Annotated in this window: 19 protein-coding genes and 2 pseudogenes; 3 read left to right on the top strand and 18 right to left on the bottom strand. The window is 39.0% G+C overall.

Annotated features, from left to right (window positions below):
• Positions 1-51 precede the first annotated feature (51 nt).
• From BACFIN_RS18275 to BACFIN_RS23125, 3 genes are all read right to left on the bottom strand, one after another.
• A complete protein-coding gene (locus tag BACFIN_RS18275) occupies positions 52-1,170 on the bottom strand; it encodes an imelysin family protein (RefSeq protein ID WP_005680409.1) in 1,119 nt (372 codons plus the stop codon).
• A gap of 40 nt (positions 1,171-1,210) precedes the next feature.
• Positions 1,211-2,581, bottom strand: coding sequence for a hypothetical protein (locus BACFIN_RS18280; protein WP_005680407.1), 1,371 nt, complete (start codon positions 2,579-2,581; stop codon positions 1,211-1,213).
• Between the two features lie 114 nt (positions 2,582-2,695).
• On the bottom strand, positions 2,696-3,067 hold the full coding sequence (locus BACFIN_RS23125; RefSeq protein WP_007747998.1) for a hypothetical protein: 372 nt from the start codon (positions 3,065-3,067) through the stop codon (positions 2,696-2,698).
• A gap of 99 nt (positions 3,068-3,166) precedes the next feature.
• Here BACFIN_RS23125 and BACFIN_RS18290 point away from each other — a divergent pair, with 99 nt between their 5' ends.
• Together BACFIN_RS18290 and BACFIN_RS23950 are read left to right on the top strand one after the other, a co-directional pair.
• Entirely contained in the window at positions 3,167-3,499 is a 333-nt protein-coding gene (locus BACFIN_RS18290; RefSeq protein ID WP_224200485.1) for a TetR/AcrR family transcriptional regulator, read from the top strand.
• 11 nt (positions 3,500-3,510) lie between these two features.
• Positions 3,511-3,779 (top strand): annotated as a pseudogene (locus BACFIN_RS23950) (transposase); the annotation flags it as partial.
• Positions 3,780-4,336: 557 nt separating this feature from the next.
• On the opposite strand, the pseudogene BACFIN_RS23810 reads toward BACFIN_RS23950, so the two are convergent.
• The 4 genes and pseudogenes from BACFIN_RS23810 to BACFIN_RS18305 form a co-directional block, all read right to left on the bottom strand.
• Positions 4,337-4,559, bottom strand: a pseudogene (locus tag BACFIN_RS23810) (Abi family protein).
• A gap of 372 nt (positions 4,560-4,931) precedes the next feature.
• Positions 4,932-6,197: a TolC family protein gene (locus tag BACFIN_RS20395; protein WP_007747979.1), complete on the bottom strand. Its 1,266-nt coding sequence runs from the start codon at positions 6,195-6,197 to the stop codon at positions 4,932-4,934.
• 47 nt (positions 6,198-6,244) lie between these two features.
• Entirely contained in the window at positions 6,245-6,901 is a 657-nt protein-coding gene (locus BACFIN_RS18300; protein WP_007747978.1) for a TetR/AcrR family transcriptional regulator, read from the bottom strand.
• Positions 6,902-7,220: 319 nt separating this feature from the next.
• A complete protein-coding gene (locus tag BACFIN_RS18305; RefSeq protein ID WP_032839025.1) occupies positions 7,221-7,865 on the bottom strand; it encodes a DUF6563 family protein in 645 nt (214 codons plus the stop codon).
• 133 nt (positions 7,866-7,998) lie between these two features.
• Between BACFIN_RS18305 and BACFIN_RS18310 the strand changes: the two genes are divergently transcribed.
• Positions 7,999-9,813: a MutS family DNA mismatch repair protein gene (locus BACFIN_RS18310; protein ID WP_007747975.1), complete on the top strand. Its 1,815-nt coding sequence runs from the start codon at positions 7,999-8,001 to the stop codon at positions 9,811-9,813.
• A gap of 75 nt (positions 9,814-9,888) precedes the next feature.
• Here BACFIN_RS18310 and BACFIN_RS18315 read toward each other — a convergent pair whose 3' ends face one another.
• The 11 genes from BACFIN_RS18315 to secY all read right to left on the bottom strand — a co-directional run bounded on the left by BACFIN_RS18315 (position 9,889) and on the right by secY (position 16,628).
• Positions 9,889-10,428, bottom strand: a complete 540-nt coding sequence (locus BACFIN_RS18315) for a hypothetical protein (RefSeq protein WP_007747972.1) — start codon at positions 10,426-10,428, stop codon at positions 9,889-9,891.
• Positions 10,429-10,535: 107 nt separating this feature from the next.
• Positions 10,536-10,925, bottom strand: coding sequence for a hypothetical protein (locus tag BACFIN_RS18320; RefSeq protein ID WP_007747969.1), 390 nt, complete (start codon positions 10,923-10,925; stop codon positions 10,536-10,538).
• Positions 10,926-11,073: 148 nt separating this feature from the next.
• The gene (gene rplQ, locus BACFIN_RS18325; protein WP_007747966.1) at positions 11,074-11,583 is read right to left on the bottom strand and encodes a 50S ribosomal protein L17; all 510 of its coding nucleotides are present in this window, start codon (positions 11,581-11,583) and stop codon (positions 11,074-11,076) included.
• Positions 11,584-11,586: 3 nt separating this feature from the next.
• The gene (locus BACFIN_RS18330) at positions 11,587-12,579 is read right to left on the bottom strand and encodes a DNA-directed RNA polymerase subunit alpha (RefSeq protein WP_004296325.1); all 993 of its coding nucleotides are present in this window, start codon (positions 12,577-12,579) and stop codon (positions 11,587-11,589) included.
• Positions 12,580-12,590: 11 nt separating this feature from the next.
• Positions 12,591-13,196, bottom strand: a complete 606-nt coding sequence (gene rpsD, locus BACFIN_RS18335; protein ID WP_007747964.1) for a 30S ribosomal protein S4 — start codon at positions 13,194-13,196, stop codon at positions 12,591-12,593.
• A gap of 118 nt (positions 13,197-13,314) precedes the next feature.
• Positions 13,315-13,704, bottom strand: coding sequence for a 30S ribosomal protein S11 (gene rpsK / locus BACFIN_RS18340; protein ID WP_004296327.1), 390 nt, complete (start codon positions 13,702-13,704; stop codon positions 13,315-13,317).
• An 11-nt stretch (positions 13,705-13,715) separates the two neighbouring features.
• The gene (gene rpsM, locus BACFIN_RS18345) at positions 13,716-14,096 is read right to left on the bottom strand and encodes a 30S ribosomal protein S13 (RefSeq protein ID WP_004296328.1); all 381 of its coding nucleotides are present in this window, start codon (positions 14,094-14,096) and stop codon (positions 13,716-13,718) included.
• A 33-nt stretch (positions 14,097-14,129) separates the two neighbouring features.
• Positions 14,130-14,246, bottom strand: a complete 117-nt coding sequence (gene ykgO, locus BACFIN_RS21340; RefSeq protein ID WP_002558051.1) for a type B 50S ribosomal protein L36 — start codon at positions 14,244-14,246, stop codon at positions 14,130-14,132.
• Between the two features lie 8 nt (positions 14,247-14,254).
• Positions 14,255-14,473 carry a translation initiation factor IF-1 gene (infA, locus tag BACFIN_RS18350; protein ID WP_002558052.1) on the bottom strand — a complete coding sequence of 73 codons (219 nt, stop codon included), beginning with the start codon at positions 14,471-14,473 and terminating at the stop codon, positions 14,255-14,257.
• A 1-nt stretch (position 14,474) separates the two neighbouring features.
• The gene (map, locus tag BACFIN_RS18355; protein ID WP_007747962.1) at positions 14,475-15,272 is read right to left on the bottom strand and encodes a type I methionyl aminopeptidase; all 798 of its coding nucleotides are present in this window, start codon (positions 15,270-15,272) and stop codon (positions 14,475-14,477) included.
• 15 nt (positions 15,273-15,287) lie between these two features.
• Positions 15,288-16,628 (bottom strand): preprotein translocase subunit SecY, encoded by a 1,341-nt coding sequence (gene secY / locus BACFIN_RS18360; protein WP_007747959.1) that lies wholly within the window; start codon positions 16,626-16,628, stop codon positions 15,288-15,290.
• Between the last annotated feature and the right edge of the window lie 2 nt (positions 16,629-16,630).

Genomic DNA, 16,630 nt, shown 5'->3' with positions numbered 1-16,630 from the left:
ATTCATTATCCCACTGTTTCCGCAAAATCTGATTTCTAACAAGTAAAAATCTTACTGAATGGTACGGGCTTCGCCATCTTTGAAGATCAAATATTCCAAAGTGTGGTAACCACGCAAAGCTTGTGCACCGGCAATTTTATCATCTTCTTCATCATAGTCACCATCCCAGTTCAAGTCTGAATAGTTACCGGAAGTCAGGATCTGTACGATACCATCCTGATCGAGTGGCCAGCTATCCATATTGGGGTCAAGACCTTTGTCGGCAACCGGACCAAAAAGGAATGCCTCACTGGTTTCCCACGGTGTACGAGCAGCAAGCCATGCTGTGGCGCAAGCCTTGAAGTTAGCATTGCTGGGAGAAGTACGGAATGTCTCAACAGCATCGAAAAGAGCCTGATTTCCCGCTTTCAAATCAGAGTAAGTAGGTAATACAACTACATCCACATAATTTTTTACGACTTCAGCCAACACTGTTTTATCAATACCTTCGATACAACTCTTCAAACTACCCTTGAGTACTCCCTCTAAAGTGGCACAAGCTTCCATAGCACTTACTGCTTCCGGACTATTGATATTGTTGCGGAAAGGACTCGGGATAGCCCAAATTGCTGCTGCTGCGTCATCAATCGCTTTTTTTACTTCAGTATCAAGATTAGCATTTACCGCGGCTACTGCTTTTGAGAGAGATAACTCGCTAATAGCCCCTGTACGTGTTCCGTAATAAGCATTGCGAATAGAATAGATATTGTTACGATAGTCTTCACGAGAATGCCAGCTATACCATGACTCTACAGCATACAAAGCCTTTTCTTCATTATTATGTATGAAAAGATCGTAAGGGTCACCAATTTTGGCAGTACCTACTTCATTGGCAATGTCTACACAGCCGTCAATCAACTGCTCAACACTCGTCAAAGCATCTTGATTCTTAAAGAAATCTGCATAACTTCCACCTTCGTTGTATTTAACCGCCCAGTCATCATAAAGAGCAGTAGCATCATTCACCAACAATTGTGCAACTACTCGCATGTAATTTCCCCAACTACTTGCATTCTCCGCCGTATAGTCAAGATTTTTAGCGTCTATAGTCGTAGTGTCATCATCACTACAAGCCGTAATGGAACACATCATGCCCAATGAAAGAGCCGACAAATAAAAAAACTTTTTCATATTACTTAAACATTAAATTAATTATAAATACCTATTTGAACTATCTCTTGGTAAACCAACCGACATAAGCTATACCGATAGCAAATTCATTTTCATTGTTATATTTAGTCGATCCAAATACCTTGTTCGTACCAATATGACGGGTAGTATAATCGGCCTTTACAACCAGATTCGGCAATGCAAACCAGTTAACTCCTGCCGTCCATTTGCTTACCTGACAGCGCTTCTCCATTGTAGCAGAACCTTCTGCCTCTTCCTGCGGGTTGTAGTATTCATAACGGGCATAAGGATAAATAACCGGACATTTCTTCTGCGAGAAGAAAGCACTCAGGTTAAGACCAGCCTCCAAGCCATAGCACAGGGCATTCTTAGCTACATTACGCATAGCACCGTGATAATAATTGGAGTTATTGGAAAGAGTAACCTTGCTGATCTTGGAAGAATTCTCTAAATCACCATAAATGATATTACCACGAGCGGTAACATATTTATTTTTATACTGTGCATCGGCAGAGTAAATTTTCACTGATGAGCGGCCTACACTGCTATACTTATAATTCTTATCAGCATTGGCCGTCACGTCATTACAATAGTAAAAAGCAACACCTGCACGCAACCCCGATACCCCTTTATAGTCCAGACGTGCTACATAAGCAGGTGAAGTAAAGTTATCTTGTTCAAAGAGTCCCTGCTTACCACCAGCAACCCAGTTATCGCGACCAAAACCATCAGCATTCAAGCCGGCAACAATCATTGCCTGATAATCAAAACGCGCATATCCTTTACCAAAAGAACCGAAGAATTCCAATCCTGTCTCATGCCAGGTAGAAGGAATAATTGTGGTTTCACCCTCAGGACGAGATGTTCCAAAGAAGTTGATAGGCTCATGGTGTGCATTGGTCAATCCCATAGGTACAATCAAATGACCGGCACGAATATTGAAAGCCGAATGTATCAGACGGGTAATGTGAAACTGCTCAAGAGCGACTTCTCCACCCTTTTCCATTTCTGTCTCATACTCACCGTTTTCTGAATTCTCAAGTTCAGTTTCAAGACCTACACCTCCTGCTTCAAACTCTATCTCAGCACCCAGTATCCACTTGGAATTAAACTTGTAGTCAAAAGCCAACACAAAACGAGGAATCGCAATGGTATTGCGGTGATCACTGTTATCGACCCCACCATAGAAACGATTCGTTCCGTAATTCATAAACTTTGCTACCATCTCTCCGTATCCACCGAAACGGAACTTTTCGTAGTCGTCATCTTTTGTTACCTGTTTTATTCTCTCTTTCTTTGCCGCAGTTTCAGATACCTCTTCTGTTGAGGTTACTTTTTCGGGTTCATTAGCCCGTAAAGTATTGTTAAAAAGCAAGAAACCTAAGGCGAATAAGCAAGTTAATTTTTTCATCTTTTATCTTAAATTTTGTTGGCGCAAAGGTAGAGGGAGTTAAAAAGGCGGGCAATACCCAAATATGAGTATTGTGTTATTAAAAATAATAATAAGTAGGTACTTAAACGAACACTATTTCTTTTGTTTTTTTTTACTAAAGCAGTAATTCACTAAAAAGATAGCCGCAAAGATCACAGCAATCCAGATAAAACTAATAAATATCAAATAGCGGTTATAAATGTACTCTCCCTCTTCAGGAACATGATTAAGCATACATAGCAAACAGTTACACTGAGGATTATCAGCATCATGCGAAAAGTAAGAGTACAGTAAAAAAGATAAGCTACCTGCAAAAATAATAATAATAGCTATTATTCCCCATCTCTTACAACCTAAAGGTCTGTCAATTGTCTTTTTATGATTCGTTAGTTTCACCATATAGTAGTTTATAGTTAGATTATACGCGCAAAGTTGCATGCTTTCAGCGACCTTGGCAATACCCAATAATTGTGATTTTTATAAAAATCTAACAAAAAACCATCATTAATGGGTATTTCAGAAAACGCGGATTCTCCCCTACTTTGCAGTCGAGAAATAAAACTTATGCAATACTCTAAAGATGACATACAAAAAGAAATTTTGAAAGCTGCCGAAAAGGTATTCCTCGAAAACGGCTTTCCGAAGGCTTCCATGCGTGAAATTGCGCAAGAAGCACAGGTAGGGTTGAGCAATATCTATAACTACTTCAAAAGTAAGGATGATATTTTCTGTACGGTGGTACGGCCTGTAATCAGTGCATTCGAAAGAATGCTGCACGAACATCACGGTCGTTATGGAGCAGATATCATGGAAATGTATTCCACCGAGAGTCTGTGCAAAAACCTTAGACGCTATATTGAATTATTGGTTCTTCGTATATTTATGGAAAGAAACTAAACAATATATCTATAAACTACATAGTAGGAGGAAACAGAAAATCAAATTCAAATGATAACTCTTGAACAATTGGTTGCTCCAGATTCTTGGGCAAGGATTATCGATTTATTTGTGGATATCTTGCCTATAGATAAACTTGGGGTTAAACATGTCAAACTTCAATCAGAAGGGAGACCACCGTATAATCCTGTAACATTACTAAAATTGTATTTATTATGGTTATAAGCACTCAATAAGGTCATCAAGAAAGTTGGAACACTCCTGTAAAATAAATGAAGAAGAAAAAGAACTTCTTGAATCTAAGATTAAATTGCAGGATTGCGAACAACACCGTTATTGGGAGTGGGAGGATATGCAAGCTGAATTATTTAAGATATAAATGAAGGAATCTAAGACTCCAATAAAGCCAAGAAGCAGGAAGTCTTTTTATAAATGAAATTAAAAATATTGTAATAACTGTGGTGGTTGCAACATCTGTGGTTCAAGGAAGTCTGACTTTAAGTTTCTTGTGCCTTATCCGTATAGAGCAGGAGCAACCATCTTCCAACATCTGTTCTTTTTACAAAAGAAATATAGATGAAAGGTGGATTTTATATTCTTCGCAAAGGCTCATCCTGCCAATCCAGGGGAATGTTCATTGACTTGCTGTCAATATTTCGGATATTAACCCAGTAACTTTTGGAAATGCTGTTTCATATCGTTGTCCAGCGATATAATGTTGATAAACCACTAAATGATGCAGATTTCATAAAATGTCCTGTGTAGTGATATCATATCGTTTATCCAAGGGAATTGCATCCTCCGGACTACCATCGGATTGATGGCGTACTGCTTGTTTTATACCCTTGTATGATGACAGCAGGAATTTCTTATAAGGATTATGACTGTCAGCCACGAAGTGAAAACGGGAACGGATAGATCATAGCACACCGTAATCTTTTTTCAATGGATTGGATTTTATATTTTCATGGATGCTAGTTACGATGCCCATTGACAACATGTCCACAAGCATCCATGCAAGAGGATAAGTATTGCTGTATTTGTTCTTGAAATGCAGAATGAAATCCTCTTCTGGAGTTATTGACCTCCTTCTCTATTAGTTCCATTGTACAACTAAACTTGTTGGGGTTGGAGAATAGGGATCTGTCGGTCATTCAGAAGATATTGCCGGTCTCTTTCGCCACGACACTATGCAGGAAAACCTCGATCTTTTTAATTGAAGATGAAAAACGGAGTTAAAACATGCAAATCTTACCGGAGATATTTGCTAATTGTCAGCGTCTTTGGTATTTTTGTCCTGAAAAAAAGCTTCTTTGAGTTGATGCAGAATAAAACAGAATATTGTAATTCGCTCGTTTCTAAAGTGTTACCTATTATCTACAAAGTGAGTGATAACTATTTTATTTTCAGTTAGATAGAGAATTGGTTGTGTTTACGTCAATGAAACTTGAGAGCTGTTCGGTTCGAGCACCGTACCTTTACCTACGTCATAACGTTTCTCGGCAATCACTACCGCTTTCTTAGCCTGCATCACATTTTCCTTATTGCTGACCACTTGCTCTGTGCTCGCGCTCATATTGTTACGGCAACTGACAATCTGCATATTCAACTTTCTCTCCGTATCGATGCGGTTCCAATCGAGCTGACGCATTTGTATACGGGCGGATTTTACTTTTGTAAAGTTGCTTGCCTTATACAAAGGTATGCTGATGTTAAACATCAGGTTGGAACTGTTACTCCAACTGTAATCAAAGAAGTTGATGTTCGGATTGTACAAAGATTGATATTTGTAGGAGAAGCTCATTGAAAGGGTCGGTATAAAGTTTGTTTTCAATGACTTAACATTCTTCTCCAACAACTTCATGTTTAAGTCCAACTGCTTTATCGTGGTATTGTTATCCAAATTCACATCCTCTTCTTTCAGCTGTTCGGCAAACATGGAGGTCTCATAGTTAGTCAGATTGTCATTAATCTTAATCTCTACATCGGCAGTGATACCCATCAAAACTTTGAGCTGCAGTTTAGCCAAAGTCACTGCGTTGGCCGCCGATATCAAGTTGGGCTTAATACTCCGCATCTGCACTTCCGCACTAATCTTATCGTATTCGCTCACTGTTCCCTGCTGATATTTGGCATTGACAACATTGTAGTTATCTTCCGCCAGTTTATAACTTCCTTGAAGTACTTCGTAACTGTCCTGCGCAAGCATCAACTGATAATAAGCCTTGCTCACCTGATTCACCAGATCCAGTTTGGAAGCGCGGGATTTCTCTACCGCAAGTTCAATATCCGTCTTTGTCATCGACATAGCGCGATAAACTCCCGGCACAAATAAAGGCAGGTTTATGTTCAATCCGGCATTGGCAGTATTGGTTCCGTCTTGCCCCATCTTGAAGGACATATCATTCAATTTCATCTCAGCCGCTTTAATGGTATGGTCCACCGACCCGGATATGCTGGCTTCCGGCAACAGATTTTGCCAAGTTTCCTTGCTGGCTACTTTTTTTAAAGCGATCTCTTCTGCAGCCACTTTCATTGTGGGATTTTCATCCAATGCTATTTCGAGAGCTTTGTCTAAAGTTAAGGTCAGTATCTCCTTTGCCCCTTGGGTATTCTGCGCCTTTGCAAAGCCGAACGTGCAGAGTACCGCAACTGCCAGAAGCATCTTCTTTCCTGTCAATTCTTTAATTTTGTTCATAAACTGGTTTCTAATTTAATCTTAATTGTTTGTCAATGGGGTACACCTTACTCTCTCGGTGTTCCAATACGATTTTTACGATATTCTTGTATAAAGTCTTCCAGAACCTTCGCTCCTTTCTCTGTGGAAATGCCACGAATATAGGTGAACATGATGGACTCATACACTTCTATAAAAGGATATTCATTGCAGATATCCGTATTCAAAAGTACATCAAACTGTTCTTTCACTAACATATTGACAATGCCAAAGTTTACGTCCGAACGAAAAATTCCCTGTTCCACACCCGCCTTAAAGAAGGACATCGTTTTCTCCGAGTCGCTGTCCTGACGGTCTCTCATTAAACTGTATACTTTCGGATATTTCTTGATGTCTTCAAAAAAACGCTTGTTCGTCTGATGGAACACTTCAATGCTCTTCTGAAACACTGCCAATATCACTTCCAGTACATTGTGAGACTGTTCATATACTTCCTGTAAATAAGCCTCCCTATCGGACTGTGCCTTCAAAATACATTCCTTCAGCAGCGATTCTTTGTCCGAGAAGACCTCATAAAGAGTACGTTTGGAAATACCCAATGCTGCTGCAATGTCGTCCATTGTTATACTCTTAATACCTTTTGAAGCGAAAGCTTCTGTTGCCGTCACCAGAATCCGTTCTCTTAGCTCTGCCCGTTGGGAAGCGTCTTTTCCATGCTCTGCCATCGTCTGTTTTCAATTTTATAAAAATACAGTTTTCATTTTATATTCGTTTCCAAAGGAAAAACAGAACAAAGATACATAGAAAACTTAGTTAATAAATTAAGTTTTCTATGTATTTATAGTCCATTTGGGAATTATTATCATTCAATAGAGCAATATGAAAACAAGTGTTAATTAGGAAATATAGACCAAATAGGGTAGAAAGATAGAAAGTATAAAAACTAGAAGTAAAGTTTTATCGCTATAAAAGGGGAATGCATTTTGACACACTCTCAATAATCAGTATCTCTATTAACGTAAAATAAAAGCTTATTATTAGGGGTTATGGTTTCTGTTGCTCCTTCAACTCCAATAGGTATTTGAATGTGTATTTTGCTTCCTGACTATCCTCTTTGAGATAGGCTTTCTTTAGTTCAGGAGATTTCTTCAACAATTCAACCATTTTGTTCTTATCCAGAAATTCTATCTTTCCGGTCTCACCATTAAGTTCATAACAAACCCGCTTTGTCACCAGACTCGAGGCAGCAAGAGCGTCCCCTATATTCCCACCTAACTTGACATCATCTTCCTCCACAAAATTTGCACCGACAACAGATCCTAAAGGCATAGCACAAAAATAGATCTTCTTACCTAACTGAACAGCCGGTGCATACCAAGCTCCAAAACGTAACTTTTTATATCGCAGTTTACGGCAGTTCAGATATAAGTCTCCTTTTTCATCACGCACAGCAAGACAACGCTTTTTCAAACGCCGACACATGGACTCGTCATTTCCGGCCGTTATCCGGTAATCAGCTCCTCCTGTCAATAGTATCTGGTTCTTGGAACGTCTCTCTACACGCAACACGGCAACAGTATCACCGTCTTGAGCCAACAGTTCTTTCAAATTAGAATAAATGATATTCTGCGCAATTAACGGGAGGCTAATCACGCTCATCAACAACAATAAGATACATCCTTTCTTCATTGGTCTTCCTCCTTTCCTGTCTAAACGCATTTTTCGAGTGGAAAGTTATACATTTTAGCGGATAAATGCAAGGGAGAAAAAGAAATATTTAAATATACTTTGATTACCTTTGCGAAAAAGTATTGAGTTTATTATGGAAAAATTGGAACAGATCATTGAAACATACCGGCTTACCATTCAAAAAGCTGAACTGGAGTTACGAAATGCTCGGAAACGTATCTATTATATCAGTCTTTTGCGACTCGTTTTATTTGTGGGAGCCATAGCAGGAACTATCATTTTCTGGCCGGACGGCTGGCTGTATATTTCCATATTTGCTATTTTACCTTTCATTTTATTTATATGGTTGGTCAAACGGCACAATTTCTGGTTTCACCGAAAAGATTTCCTGAAAAAGAAGATTGTTATCAATGAACAGGAGCTGCGCGCTATTCAGTATGATTTCTCCGATTTTGATGGGGGAAAAGAATATATTGATCCGGGACATCTTTATACTTTTGATTTGGATATTTTCGGAGAGCATTCTCTTTTCCAATATATAAATCGTACTTCAACGCCTGTCGGCAAGGAGCATCTGGCAGAGTGGTTCAATGCGCATTTGGAAAATAAGGAGGCTATTGAACAACGGCAGGAGGCTATCCGTGAGTTATCGACAGATCTGGAGTATAGACAACAAATCCGTTTATCAGGGTTGCTTTATAAAGGAAAACCTGCAGATACCTCCGAAATCAAGGAATGGGCAAATAGTCCAAGCTATTATCGGAAGCATAGGCTTTTACGTATGATCCCTGCCACCGTAAGCGTAATCAATCTGCTGTGCATAAGTCTTACCTGCCTGGATATCCTTCCCACCAGCATTGCCGGAGGCGTATTTGCTTGCTTTGTAGTATTCAATTCTGTCTTTTCCAAAGGAATCACTAAATTGCAGGCTACCTATGGCAAAAAGCTACAAATTCTCTCTACGTATGCTGACCAGATTCTTCTCACCGAGAAAAAAGATATGCACAGTCCTGTATTGCAAGAGTTGAAAGCTGAACTTACCAGCCGGAATCAAACGGCTTCTCAGGCAGTACGCCGACTTTCCAAACTAATGAATGCACTAGACCAGCGGAATAATCTGTTAATTAGTATGCTTCTCAATGGACTTATATTTTGGGAATTACGCCAGGTTATGAAAATTGAACAATGGAAGGAGGTACACGCTTCGGATCTACCCCGCTGGATAGAGACTGTCGGTGAAATCGACGCCTATTGCTCTTTGGCAACATTTGCCTATAATCACCCGGAATATATCTATCCTAAAATCAACTCGCATTCTTTCCATATGCAAGCGAAAGCATTGGGACATCCTCTGATGGATCGTAACAAATGTGTGCGTAACGGAATAGACATCGACAAACGGCCTTTCTTTATTATTATCACCGGAGCTAATATGGCTGGCAAAAGTACGTATCTACGCACTGTAGGCGTAAATTATCTTTTAGCATGTATGGGTGCGCCTGTCTGGGCGGATGAAATGGAAATATACCCGGCACGCCTTGTCACCAGTCTGCGTACCAGCGACTCATTGACCGATAACGAATCTTATTTCTTCGCTGAACTTAAACGGCTAAAATTAATCATCGATAAACTGGAAGCTGGGGAAGAACTCTTTATTATCCTTGATGAAATCCTGAAAGGTACAAATTCTATGGATAAACAGAAGGGGTCTTTTGCTCTTATCAAACAATTCATGAGTATGAATGCTAACGGTATCATCGCTACTCATGATCTCCTTTTAGGCACTTTAATAGAAGCCTTTCCGGAAAATATCCGGAATTATTGCTTTGAAGCAGATATCACAAATAATGAACTTACCTTCTCTTATCAGAAGAGAAACGGGGTTGCCCAAAATATGAATGCATGTTTCTTAATGAAGAAAATGGGGATTGCCGTTATTGACGACTAATCCCCATCCCACAACATATAAAAATCAAAGTTTTCTCTTTATGCGATTGCTAACTCAAATAAGTGTGCCTATACCTTAAATCTTGCTTTTGGAAAGAAATGCAACAACAGCAGACGCACTTTCATTGGTATAGTACTGTACCGATGTTATAGGCTGATAATTATAAGGTACAAATTGGAATAGCTGTACCGCTGCAAACTTTTTGTCCTCAGAAAGTATAATATCCATTCGTATGTTACCGTTAGACTCACTCTTTATTTCAGAATCTGCAGAAAAAGAACCGGAATTCACTATGTTCACCAACGAATCCATATGTTTTAGGTCAAAGAATACACTATGTTCTTTTGCAACACTGCCTGTCGGTAAATAAACCACCTCTTTTGATTTCCAGAATAGCCGGAAAATACCCATAAGAAACAGCCCTGTTCCTAGAACCATTAAAGCCATACTGACTGTCGAAGATTTGTCTTCCAGTCCGAAGGTGGAAGCAAATGCTATAACACCGACCACCAACATAACGGAGGATATTAATACACCTGAAAAACTAGTACGTTTTGCGATATCGGGATGTGAAGATGCAAATATAGTAGCATCAATAGCTTGAGTAGTTGCCATAATATTTAAAGTTTAATTTATTAGTAAAAATATAAAGGTGATAGGATGACCGGTAGATAATAGTTATACCAGTAATCTTAAAAGAAATAATGCCAATAAATAAACTGCTAAATAATAATACGCCTTAGAGCAAATACATAATACTCGCTGGACGGTTGACAATAATACGTAGTATTATAAATCTTTCCCAAATGCTGGGAGAGAGAATTCTCATAGTCTGCACAGCACTGTAACAGATTCTTTAGAGTAGAGAAATATTCGCCAAGTTGTACACGCTGGACACGAGTTACCGAAGTCTGATAACTTTGCAAATTATTTAATTCAGCCACAGGAGAACAAGGGAACTCCGGTTCACTGATCTGCTCATGCTGACTCATCGAATATGTTACGGCATACTTTCCCTGCTCCACTGCTTTTCCAGTGAAAACATTGCCTGCTACCCCGTGAAGAGTAACCGTCAACAACAGAAACAATATAACCTTTACAAATTTTGCCATAATCTCGTACAAATATAACAGATTCTATCCAGGTAAGGTTCATTGAAGAAATCTTTTAATTTATCTTAGGATTAGTAACAGGATCATAACAAAAGAGGCTACTCCGTTACCGGAATAGCCTTTATATTCGATATGAACAATCGTTGAATTATTCTGCAGACTCTGCTTTAGGTTCTTCAGCCTTAGGAGCTTCTTCAGTTGCAGGAGCTTCAACAGCAACAGGTGCTGCAGCCTCTGTGCTCTTCTTAGAACGACGAGTACGAGTAGCTTTCTTAGCAACTTTTTCCTTAGCCATGTTTTCATTGTAGTCAACTAACTCAATGAAGCACATTTCAGCGTTGTCACCCAAACGGTTACCAGTCTTGATAATACGAGTATAACCACCCGGACGATCAGCAATCTTAACAGAGATTTCTTTGAACAACTCTGTTACTGCAATCTTATCTTGCAAGTTGCTAAATACAACACGACGAGAGTTCGTAGTATCTTCTTTAGACTTAGTAATCAAAGGCTCAACAAACTTTTTCAAAGCTTTTGCCTTTGCAACAGTCGTAGTGATTCTTTTGTGCTTGATCAAAGAGCAAGCCATGTTAGATAACATAGCGCTTCTATGAGAAGCAGTACGACCTAAATGATTGAATTTTTTATTATGTCTCATTTTTTATTCTTTATCTAATTTATATTTAGAAATATCGGTTCCAAACGACAGATTCAGACTTTCCAGCAAATCATCAAGCTCGGTAAGCGATTTCTTTCCGAAGTTTCTGAATTTCAACAGGTCAGTTTTGTTGAATTGTACCAAGTCGCCAAGAGTTTCTACATCAGCAGCCTTCAAGCAGTTGAGGGCACGAACTGACAAATCCATATCAACGAGTTTAGTTTTCAACAGCTGACGCATATGCAATACTTCTTCGTCAAACTCTTCATTGCCGTCAGTATCATTACTTTCAAGCGTGATCTTCTCATCTGAGAATAACATGAAGTGATAAATCAGAATCTTTGCAGCTTCTTTCAGCGCTTCTTTCGGATGTATAGAACCGTCGGTACTAATTTCAAGTACCAGCTTTTCGTAGTCAGTCTTCTGTTCTACACGGAAGTTTTCTACAGCATACTTGACATTACGTATCGGTGTATAAATAGAGTCGATTGGAATTACATTAACATCCGTACAGTACTCGCGATTTTCATCAGCAGGCACATAACCACGTCCTTTGTTAATTGTAATATCAATCTGCATAGTTGACTTAGAATCTAAATGACAAATAACTAATTCCGGATTTAACACTTCAAATCCAGTCAAATACTTACCTATGTCACCTGCTTTAAATTCACTGGAATTCTCGACAGTGATGCTCACTTTTTCGCTCTCGAACTCTTCAACTACTTGCTTGAATCTCACTTGTTTCAGATTCAAGATAATGTTGGTAACATCCTCTTTTACTCCAGGTACACTAGAAAATTCATGCTCCACACCATCGATTCTGATAGTTGTGATAGCAAAACCCTCTAATGAAGAGAGAAGGATACGGCGTAACGCATTACCTACAGTAATACCAAAACCGGGTTCCAACGGACGAAATTCGAATTTACCGAATCTGGAGTCCGCCTCCAACATTAATACTTTATCAGGTTTTTGAAATGCTAATATCGCCATGAAATTAATTATTATTTAGAATACAATTCAACGATCAAATGTTCTTTAATGTTCTCAGGAATGTCTGCTCTCTCAGGTATGTGCAACATTTTACCAACCTTTGAAGCTTCATCCCATTCCAACCAAGCATATTTGCTATGATTGAAACCAGCGAGAGAATTAGCAATTACTTCCAAAGATTTAGATCTTTCACGAACACCAATCAATTGTCCTGGTTTTACTGCGTATGAAGGAATGTTTACTACTTCACCATCTACAGTAATATGTTTGTGACTAACCAACTGACGAGCAGCAGCACGTGTAGGAGCAATACCCAAACGGAATACTACGTTGTCAAGACGGCCTTCCAGCAATTGAAGGAGTACCTCACCGGTAATACCTTTCGCAGTAGCTGCCTTTTCAAACAAATTGCGGAATTGTTTTTCTAAAACTCCATAGGTGTATTTAGCTTTCTGCTTTTCACGAAGTTGCACACCATATTCGGAAGTTTTTCTTTTTCTTGAATTTCCATGTTGTCCGGGAGGATAATTCTTCTTTGACAAAACTTTATCAGCTCCAAAGATTCCTTCACCGAATTTACGGGCGATTCTTGATTTTGGTCCAGTATATCTAGCCATTTCTTTTAAATATTTAATTGTTTATTCATGAACTTAATTTGTTGCAGCCGCGTTTACAGAGAGAAATTAAATGTAATCCAAAAACAAAATCAAGATCATTGTGTAAGTTAAAGGTAAATTAAACTCTACGTCTTTTCGGAGGACGACAACCATTATGTGGAAGCGGAGTCACGTCAATGATTTCAGTAACTTCGATACCAGCACCGTGGATAGTTCTAATAGCAGACTCACGTCCGTTACCTGGACCCTTCACATATGCTTTTACCTTTCTTAGACCAAGATCGAATGCAATTTTAGCACAATCTTGGGCAGCCATCTGCGCTGCATAAGGAGTGTTCTTTTTAGAACCTCTAAATCCCATTTTACCAGCAGATGACCAAGAGATAATCTGCCCTTCACTATTTGCAAGAGAAACAATAATATTGTTGAAAGATGAATGAACATGCAACTGTCCATTAGCGTCTACTTTCACATTTCTCTTTTTAGCTGCAACTGTTTTTTTTGCCATATCAACAATTATTATTTAGTAGCTTTTTTCTTATTAGCAACGGTTTTCTTTCTACCCTTACGAGTACGTGCATTGTTCTTAGTGCTCTGACCTCTTACAGGCAGACCAATACGGTGACGTACACCACGATAGCAACCAATATCCATTAATCGCTTAATGTTCAATTGGATTTCAGAACGAAGATCACCTTCTACTTTATACTCTGCACCGATAATCTCACGAATCTTAGCAGCCTGATCATCTGTCCAGTCTTTAACCTTCAGATCTTTATCTACACCAGCTTTATCTAAAATTTTTGCTGAACTACTGCGACCTATTCCATATACATAGGTCAACGCAATTTCACCTCTTTTGTTCTGAGGCAAGTCTACACCAACTATTCTTATAGCCATATACTAAATTATTTTTTTTGCAAAAATAACAAATTATCCTTGACGTTGTTTATACTTAGGATTTTTCTTGTTAATAACATACAAACGGCCATTACGTCTAACGATCTTACATTCTGGCGTGCGTTTCTTTAATGATGCTCTTACTTTCATATCTTATTTTATTTATATCTAAACACAATTCTTCCTTTCGATAAGTCGTAAGGAGACATTTCGACTCTCACTTTATCTCCCGGCAGGATCTTGATGTAATGCATCCGCATCTTACCTGAAATATGTGCAGTAATCTCATGTCCGTTTTCTAATTCAACACGAAACATTGCATTTGACAATGCTTCAACTATAACTCCATCTTGTTCTATTGCAGATTGCTTTGCCATATTATATTGCTTTATCTCCTAAAACTTCTTCTATGAATTTGAATGAAGACAAAATATCAGCTTCACCAGCTCCAACAGCTACCGTATGTTCAAAATGCGCAGCACATTTACGATCCCTGGTCCTCACAGTCCACCCGTCACGTTCCATAATCACTTGTCGGTCTCCCAATGTTATCATCGGCTCTATCGCTATGCAAAGACCTCTCTTCATCAAAGGTCCATATCCTCTTTTACCATAATTAGGAACTTGAGGATCTTCGTGCATCTCTTTACCGATGCCATGACCTACAAACTCACGCACTACACCATAAGAGTGAGACTCACAATATTGCTGAATAGCATACCCGATGTCTCCGATTCTCTTGCCTTGCACTGCGTTTTGAATACCGATATATAACGCTTCTTTAGTAACCTTCAGCAAATTACGAACTTCCTCGTCCACCTCTCCTACACAAAAAGTATAAGCAGAATCACCACAGAAACCATTCATATAAGTTCCACAATCCACAGACACGATATCACCATCTTTCAGAACAATATCATTCGGAATTCCATGTACTACCTGATCATTTACAGAAGTACAAAGGGATGCGGGAAACGGTTCTCCATATTGATTCGGAAATCCTTTGAAAGTTGGAGTTGCCCCATGATCTCTAATAAACTCTTCAGCAACTTTATCCAACTCACGTGTAGTTACACCAGGCTTCACCAGTTTAGCAACCTCTGCAAGAGTTTTACCAACAAGCAGGTTACTCTGACGGAGCAATTCTATTTCATCTTCTGTTTTAAGAAATATCATTTCTAATCTAAAGAATTAATATGCCGCTACACCAGCGCGCCCTTTGATACGACCGGATTTCAACAGACCATCATAGTGTCTCATCAACAAATGACTTTCAACCTGTTGCAGGGTATCAAGAACAACACCTACAAGAATTAACAAAGATGTACCGCCGAAGAATTGAGCGAATCCAGCTTGCACTCCGAATATACCGGCAAAAGCAGGCATAATGGCAACCAAAGCCAAGAAGAAAGAACCCGGCAAAGTGATACGTGACATAATATCATCGATATACTCTGCTGTCTGCTTTCCCGGTTTGATACCAGGGATGAAACCATTATTTCTCTTCATATCCTCAGCCATCTGAGTCGGATTGATTGTAATTACAGTATAGAAATATGTAAATAATATAATCATTACCGCAAAGACAAAGTTATACCAGAAACTTGTATGATCTGTAAACGCATGCAAGAAACCGCCTGCATCATTTACATTTGAGAAACCGATAAATGTAATAGGTATAAACATGATTGCCTGAGCAAAGATGATAGGCATTACACCTGCAGCATTCACTTTCAAAGGAATGTACTGTCTAGCGCCACCATATTGCTTGTTACCTACAATTCTTTTTGCATACTGTACAGGAATCTTTCTTGTACCCTGCACCAAAAGAATAGCGGCACCAATCACTAATAACAAGAATACGATTTCAATTATAAACATGATCAAACCACCACTCTTATTTGCTACTCTGGATACAACTTCTTGCAACAAAGCATCAGGGAAACGAGCGATAATACCAATCAAGATAATAAATGAAATACCATTACCAATACCTTTATCAGTAATTCTTTCACCAAGCCACAAAATAAACATACTACCAGCTGCCAAAATAATGGTAGAGGTAATCATAAACAGAGTCCAATCTAATGAAGCATTCAAGGAAGGGCCAGCCTGCATTTTAAGATTGAGCAAATAAGAAGGGGCCTGAACTAACAATATAGCAATCGTCAGATAACGAGTATATTGATTCATTTTTCTTCTGCCGCTCTCACCTTCGCGCTGTAATTTCTGGAAATACGGCACAGCGATTCCCAACAACTGGATCACGATAGATGCAGAGATATAAGGCATAATTCCTAATGCAAAAATAGAGGCATTAGAAAATGCTCCTCCAGAGAACATATTTAACAAGGCTAAAAGGCCTTCACTTGTTTGTTCGTGCAATTTTGCCAACATCGCCGGATTGATACCCGGTAATACGACGTATGACCCAAAACGGTAAATTGCCACAAACAATATGGTGATGAGGATCCGCTGTCTCAGATCCTCAATCTTCCATATATTCTTTAATGTTTCAATAGCTTTTCTCATTG

It is taken from the genome of Bacteroides finegoldii DSM 17565 (genome assembly GCF_000156195.1).
GTDB lineage: Bacteria > Bacteroidota > Bacteroidia > Bacteroidales > Bacteroidaceae > Bacteroides > Bacteroides finegoldii.
This window is presented reverse-complemented; position numbering and strand designations above follow the sequence as displayed.